The following is a 6449-nucleotide window of genomic DNA, read 5'->3' as shown; positions in this document are numbered from 1 at the left end:
CCCCCCCCCCCCCCCCCCGGGGGGGTGGGGGTGCCGGCGGGGGTGGGGGTGCTGGTGGGGGCGGGGGCGGGCGGGCGACGCGTGGCGCCCGATCGTCAGCGGCGGTAGCGGACGAGGCGGGCGCTGTTGACCGCCACCGCCACCGAGCTGGCGTTGTGCAGGATCGCGGCCAGCACCGGGGAGAGCGCGCCACCACCGGCCACCAGCAGGCCCACGCCGTTGACCGCGATGGACATGCCGTAGTTCTGCCGCACGATCTGCAGGGTGCGCCCACCGAGGTCGCGCAGGTCGAGCAGGTGCCGCAGGTCGTCGCCCACGAGGGCCACGTCGGCGGTCTCGACGGCGACGTCGGTGCCCGAGACGCCCATGGCGATGCCGATGTCGGCGCTGGCCAGGGCCGGCGCGTCGTTGGTGCCGTCGCCCACGACCGCGACGACCAGGCCCTCGGCCTGCAGGCTCCGGACGACGTCCTGCTTGTCCTCGGGCAGCACCTCGGCGCGCCACTCGTCGATGCCCAGCTCCGCGGCCACCGCCTCGGCCGCGGTGGCGTGGTCGCCGGTGAGCATGACGATGCGGCGCACCCCGGTGGCCCGCAGCCGGGCCAGGACCTCGGGCGTCTCGGCACGGATCTCGTCGCGCAGGCTTATCAGCCCGACCAGCTCGCCGTCGACGGCCAGCAGCAACGGGGTCTCGGTCTGCGCGCGCAGGTCGGCCAGCCAGCGGACGGCGGCGTCGGGCACCGGCACGTCCTCGGCCGCCATGAGCGCCTCGCTGCCCAGCAGCAGCACGCGGCCGTCGGCCTGGGTGCGCATGCCCAGCCCGAGCAGCACCTCGCACTCCTCGTGCGGCGGGATGAAGACGTGCCGCTCCTCGGTGGAGCGGATCACGGCCTGGGCCAGCGGGTGGCGGGAGTGGATCTCCGAGGACGCCGCGTAGCCCAGCACCTGCTCGGGGGTCCAGTCGGGGGCGAAGGAGACCACGTTGGTGACCACCGGGCGCCCGACCGTCAGCGTGCCGGTCTTGTCGAACACCACCGCGTCGACCCGGCCGGCGGCCTCCAGGTGCGCGCCACCCTTGATGAGCACCCCGCGCGAGGCCCCGTTGCCGATCGCCGCGCTGACCGCGGTCGGCGTGGACAGCCCCACCGCGCAGGGGCAGGCCACCAGCAGCATCGTCATGGCCCGGCGGACGTCGCGGGTCACCAGCCAGGTGAGCGCGGCCAGCGCGAAGGAGGCCGGCACGAAGCGGCGGGAGAACTCGTCCCCGACGGTCTGGATCGGGGCCCGGTCGTCCTGGGCCTGCTCGACGCGGGCGATGATCCGGCCGATGGCGGTGTCGGTGCCGGTGGCCGAGGCACGCACCACGATGCGCCCGCGCAGGTTGACCGACCCGGCGTGCACGGTGGCCCCGGCTCGCACGGTGACCGGCAGCGGCTCGCCCGTGATCGCGGCCTGGTCGACCACGCCCTCACCCTCCACGACCGTGCCGTCGACGGCGACGGTGGCCTGCTCGTGCACCACGACCAGGTCGCCGACCCGCAGCCTCCCCAGGTCGACCTGGCGCTCCACGTCGGGCTCGCCGCCCTCGCCGGGGACGATGACCCAGGCGGTGGACTCGGTGCCGGCCAGCAGCGCCGAGATGGCGTTGCGGGTGCGGCGCAGCGTGAGGTCCTGCAGCCACTCGCCGATGTTGAGCAGCCACAGCACGGTGAGCGCCACGACGTTCTCGCGCAGCAGCAGGCTGGCGATGGTCGCCGCGGTCACCAGGGCGTCGGTGCCCGCCGTCCGCTTGCCGGTCAGCGCGCCGACCGCGCCCTTCATGAACGGGTAGCCGGTGAAGATCGTGACGGCGGTGGCCGCCAGCCGGCTCTGCCCGGACAGCACGGGCGGGCGGCCGAGCACGTAGCGGCGGACGCCGAGCAGCACCAGCGCCGCGCCGCCGACGGCGATGCGCAGCAGCTCGCCGTTGCCGACGTCGGCCGAGCGGGGCGCGCGGGCCACCGGGACGTCGGCCGGGCGCTGCGCGGCGGCCGACACCGCCGCCAGGACGGTGTCCCGGTCGGTGTCGGGCGCGGCCCAGACCACCACGTGGCCGGTGACGGGGAAGGCCTGGACGGCGAGCACCCCGGGCACGTCGTCGAGCGCGTCCTCCACGACGACCGCGCGGGAGGGCGAGCCGACCAGCCAGGGGGCGTGCAGCCGCACCCGTCCGCCGGCGTCGGCGACCAGGGTGGGGGACGAGCCCTGCTGCTGGGCCTCGGCCGGCGCGGGCATCAGTGGCTGTGGTCGTGCCCGGCGGACCGGTCGGCCGGCGGGGGAGCCTGCTCGCCGAGGTCGGCGTAGGCCTGCGCCCGGACGTCGCCGGCGGCCAGCCGGGTCTTCTCCACGACCTTCTCGGCGCGACGGGCGCCCAGGATGCCGAGCTTGGTGGCCGCGACGGCGACCTTCTTCGGCAGGCTGCCGGCGTCGCCGCCCTCGGCGGCGCGGACGACCACGACCCCGACCACGCCGGTGGCGACGGTGCCGGCGGCCTTGCGGAGCAGGCCCCCGGTGCGGGACGTGCGGGACTTGCTGGTCTCGGCCACGGGACGCTCCTGGTTCGTCGACGGTCGTGCGAGGCTGTGCGCGACCACGGTAGTGGGAACGATGTTCACGGTAGGGGGCGGGGTGCAGACGGAGGCGCAGGTCACGGCCCCTCGGGTGCGGTCCACCGACGTGCTCGTCGGCCTGCTGCTGGTGGTCGTCGCGGCCCGCTTCGCCTTCCCCGGGGTGTTCGACGTGCCGGCCGTGCAGGCGTGGTCGACCGTGTTCGTCGCCGTGTGCCTGCAGGCGCTGCCGTTCCTGGTGCTCGGGGTGCTGCTGTCGGCCGCGATCAGCACCCTGGTGCCGCCGTCGTTCTTCGCCCGGGCCCTGCCTCGCCGGCCCGGCCTCGCGGTGCCGGTGGCCGGCGCCGCCGGGCTGGTGCTGCCCGGCTGCGAGTGCGCGTCGGTGCCGGTGGCCGGCAGCCTGGTCCGCCGGGGGGTCACCCCCGCGGCGGCGCTGGCCTTCCTGCTGTCCGCGCCCGCGATCAACCCGGTGGTGCTCGTGGCCACCGCGGTCGCCTTCCCCGACGACCCCGAGGTGGTCGTGGCCCGGTTCGTCGCCTCGCTGGCGGTCGCGCTGGTGATGGGCTGGCTGTGGACGGCGTTCGGCCGCGGGCGCTGGTTGCAGCTGCCACCCCGCCACGACCACGCCCCGGGGACCTCGCGGGCCGCCGCGTTCCTGGCGGTCGTCCAGCACGACCTGGTGCACGCCGGGGGTTTCCTGGTGGTCGGTGGGCTGACCGCGGCCACGCTGAACGTCGTGGTGCCGCGGGCGTGGCTCGACGCGGTGGCCGCCGAACCCCTGCTCGCCGTGCTGGTGCTGGCCGCCCTGGCGGTGCTGCTGGCCATCTGCTCGGAGGCCGACGCGTTCGTCGCGGCCGGTCTCACGTCGTTCTCCCTCACCGCGCGGTTGGCGTTCCTGGTGGTGGGCCCGGCCGTCGACGTCAAGCTGGTCGCGCTGCAGACCGGCACGTTCGGTCGCCGGTTCGCGGTGCGGTTCGCCCCGACGACGTTCGTGGTGGCGGTGGCCGCGGCGTCGCTGGTCGGCTGGTGGCTGCTGTGAACCGGCTGACCCAGCACCTGCTGCTGGTCCTGCTGGGCGGGGTGACCCTGCGGGTGTCGCTGGGGCAGGGGTACCTGGCCTACGTGCAGGCCGGGTTCCGGCCGCTGCTGGTGCTCGCCGGGGCGCTCGTGCTGGCCGTCGGGGCGGTCGGGGTGGTGCGGTCCCGGCCCGGTGCCGACGACGGGCACCCGGGCCTGTCCGTGGCGTGGCTGCTGCTGGCGCCGGTCGCCGTCCTGCTGGTGGTGGCCCCGGGCCCGCTGGGGTCGTTCACCGCGCAGCGCCAGGCCGCCCCGGTGGTGGCGCCCCTGGAGGGCGATGCTCCCCTGGGCATCGGGGCCGACGACCCGGGGGAGACCCACCGCACGATGACGCTGTCGGGGTACGCCGTGCGCACTCAGCAGGGCGACACCACCCCGCTGCAGGGCCGCTCGATCCGGCTGGTCGGCTTCCTGTCCCCGCGGGAGGGCGGCGGGTGGTACGTCTCGCGCATCCGCATCGCCTGCTGCGCCGCCGACGCGACCGCCGTCCAGGTCGTGCTCGCCGGGGACGTGCCGGGCGCCGCCGACCAGTGGGTGGAGGTGGTGGGGGAGTACACCCCCTCGCTGCCGCACCCCTCGCTCGGCTACCCGGAGCCGGCGCTGCGGCCGGTGACGGTCACCCCGGTCGACCCGCCGGCCGACGGCTACGAGGACTGATCCGACCCGGCCCGTCGGGGCAGCGTGAACCCGGCGACCAGTGCCGGCAGGCCGAGCAGCGCCAGCACCACCAGCGTCGGGCGGGCCCTGCCCCCGGCCAGCTCGACCAGCAGCACCAGCACGACCCCGCCGGCATTGCCGGCCAGCAGCAGGAGGCTGGTGGCCCGCGCCGCGCGGTCCGCGCCGACGTGCAGCTCGGCCCACTCCAGGGCGACCGGCAGGCCGGCGAGGAGCACGAAGCCGATCAGCGGCAGGACGACGGCCAGGGCCGTGGCCGCGGCCGGGGCAGGGACGGCCGCCGCCGTCGCGAACCCGCCTGTGCTGGTCAGCGCGGCCGCTACCAGGACGGCCCGCCGGCGGTCGCGGGCCGCGGCCAGGGTCGGGAGCAGCGCGGCGCCGACGATGCCGGCGGCGGTCGTCGCGGCGATGAGCAGCCCGGCCCGGCCGGGCGCGCCGAGGTCGTCGAGGACGGCGTCCAGCCAGGTCGCCACCGCGTTGAACACCCCGACACCGACGAAGAGCACGACCGCGAGCCCCACCAGGAGCCGGTCGGGGCGGAGCCCGGGGAGCGGCGCGCCCGGAGCGACCGCCGTCCCCGTCGCCGCTCCCGCAGCTTGCCGGGGCGCGACCCGCCGGGCCAGGACGACGAACAGCAGCCCCACGACCGCCACCCCGACGGCCTCGGCGCGCAGCAACCCGCCCACCCCGACCGCGTCGACCACCGGTTGGGCGACCAGGGCGGCGACGAGGATGCCGACGAACTGGCCCGCGCTGGCCGCGGCGATGGCCGCGGTGCGGCCGGCGGGGGAGACGTACCGGACGGCGACGGCGGTGGTGGCCCCGAGCACCAGGGGTTGGCCGAGCGAGAGGAGCGCCTGCCCGGCCGGCACGACGGCGTAGGAGTCCACGACCAGGGCCCGCACCACGGCGCCGCCGACGGTCAGCGCGGCGCCCGCGGCGAGCGCCGGCACGAGCGCCCGGTCCAGCCAGCGGCCGGCGGGCAGCGCCAGCAGCACGAACACGAGCGGGTTGACCGCGGCCAGGTTGGCGATCGCACCGGTGCCGACGTCGAGGGCACGGGCCGACTCCGCGGTGACCGGGGAGAAGGTCAGCCACAGCACCTGGGTGGCGGCGACCAGCAGGCAGAACGCGGCGACGACGGCGCGGGCCGCGGGGGTGGTCGGCGCGGCGGTGGTCGGGGTGCGGGGGGTCCGTGCGGTCACGGGCCTCCTCCCGGCCGCGTCGACCCGCTCAGACCTCGACCACCTCGAAGGTGCGGCTGGGGGCGACGAACTCCTCCTGCGCGGCCACCGTCAGGATCTCCCGGCTGCCCGCCTCGGCGGTCATCCGCAGCAGCCCGAACACCGACGACGCCGCCGCCCCCAGCGCCGCGGTGGCCGACCCGGTGGACATCCAGTGCGCCAGGAACAGCGCAGCAACCGCGTCGCCGGCACCGTTGACCGACAGGCCCAGCTCGGGGGTGCGCACCCGCCAGGCCCGGCCGTCCGCCGCGGCGAGCAGGTCCACGGCGTCCTCGGGGGTGTCCTCGACGTCGAGGCTGGTGACCAGGACGACCCGCGGCCCGGTCGCCTGCAGGGCGGCGACGGCGTCGCGCACCTGCGGGAGGGTGGTCGTCGTCCGGCCGGTGAGCAGGTCGAGCTCGAAGTGGTTGGGGGTGACCAGGTCGGCGGCCGGGACGGCGACGTCCCGCATGAACTCCGCGATGCCCGGGCGGACGAACACCCCGCGGCCCACGTCGCCGATGACCGGGTCGCAGCAGTAGACGGCCGCGGGGTTGGCCGCGCGCACCCGGGCGACGGTGCCGACGACGGCGTGCCCGATGTCGGCCGAGCCCAGGTAGCCCGACAGCACGGCGTCGCACGTGCCCAGGACGCCGCGGGCGGCGATGCCGTCGACGACCTCGTCGACGGCCTGCCCGTCGAACACCCGCCCGGTCCACGAGCCGTAGCCGGTGTGGTTGGAGAACTGCACCGTGTGCACCGGCCAGACCTCGTGCCCGAGGCGCTGCAGGGGGAACACCGCGGAGGCGTTGCCGACGTGCCCGTAGGCCACGTGGGACTGGATCGAGAGGACGTTCGCCACGGCCGGC

Annotated in this window: 6 protein-coding genes; 2 read left to right on the top strand and 4 right to left on the bottom strand. The window is 76.6% G+C overall.

Annotation, left to right across the window (positions count from 1 at the left end):
* Positions 1-95: 95 nt before the first annotated feature.
* Positions 96-2273 carry a heavy metal translocating P-type ATPase gene (locus TEK04_RS11250; RefSeq protein WP_336404432.1) on the bottom strand — a complete coding sequence of 726 codons (2178 nt, stop codon included), beginning with the start codon at positions 2271-2273 and terminating at the stop codon, positions 96-98.
* Positions 2273-2584 carry a DUF1490 family protein gene (locus TEK04_RS11245; RefSeq protein WP_336404431.1) on the bottom strand — a complete coding sequence of 104 codons (312 nt, stop codon included), beginning with the start codon at positions 2582-2584 and terminating at the stop codon, positions 2273-2275. Before TEK04_RS11245 ends, TEK04_RS11250 begins: the two co-directional genes overlap by 1 nt.
* A gap of 115 nt (positions 2585-2699) precedes the next feature.
* On the opposite strand from TEK04_RS11245, the gene TEK04_RS11240 reads away from it, so the two are divergent.
* Positions 2700-3644 carry a permease gene (locus TEK04_RS11240; protein ID WP_336404430.1) on the top strand — a complete coding sequence of 315 codons (945 nt, stop codon included), beginning with the start codon at positions 2700-2702 and terminating at the stop codon, positions 3642-3644.
* Entirely contained in the window at positions 3632-4339 is a 708-nt protein-coding gene (locus TEK04_RS11235) for a TIGR03943 family putative permease subunit (RefSeq protein WP_336404429.1), read from the top strand. Before TEK04_RS11240 ends, TEK04_RS11235 begins: the two co-directional genes overlap by 13 nt.
* Here the strand turns inward: TEK04_RS11235 and TEK04_RS11230 are convergent.
* A complete protein-coding gene (locus TEK04_RS11230) occupies positions 4327-5562 on the bottom strand; it encodes an MFS transporter (RefSeq protein ID WP_336404428.1) in 1236 nt (411 codons plus the stop codon). The two genes, TEK04_RS11235 and TEK04_RS11230, sit on opposite strands and share 13 nt — an antisense overlap.
* A 28-nt stretch (positions 5563-5590) precedes the next feature.
* Positions 5591-6442 carry a pyridoxal kinase PdxY gene (gene pdxY, locus TEK04_RS11225; RefSeq protein ID WP_336404427.1) on the bottom strand — a complete coding sequence of 284 codons (852 nt, stop codon included), beginning with the start codon at positions 6440-6442 and terminating at the stop codon, positions 5591-5593.
* Positions 6443-6449 lie beyond the last annotated feature (7 nt).

This window comes from Klenkia sesuvii (genome assembly GCF_037083825.1).
Classification (GTDB): domain Bacteria; phylum Actinomycetota; class Actinomycetes; order Mycobacteriales; family Geodermatophilaceae; genus Klenkia; species Klenkia sesuvii.
The sequence above is the reverse complement of the archived record's forward strand: the minus strand, read 5'-3'. Positions and strand labels throughout refer to the sequence as shown.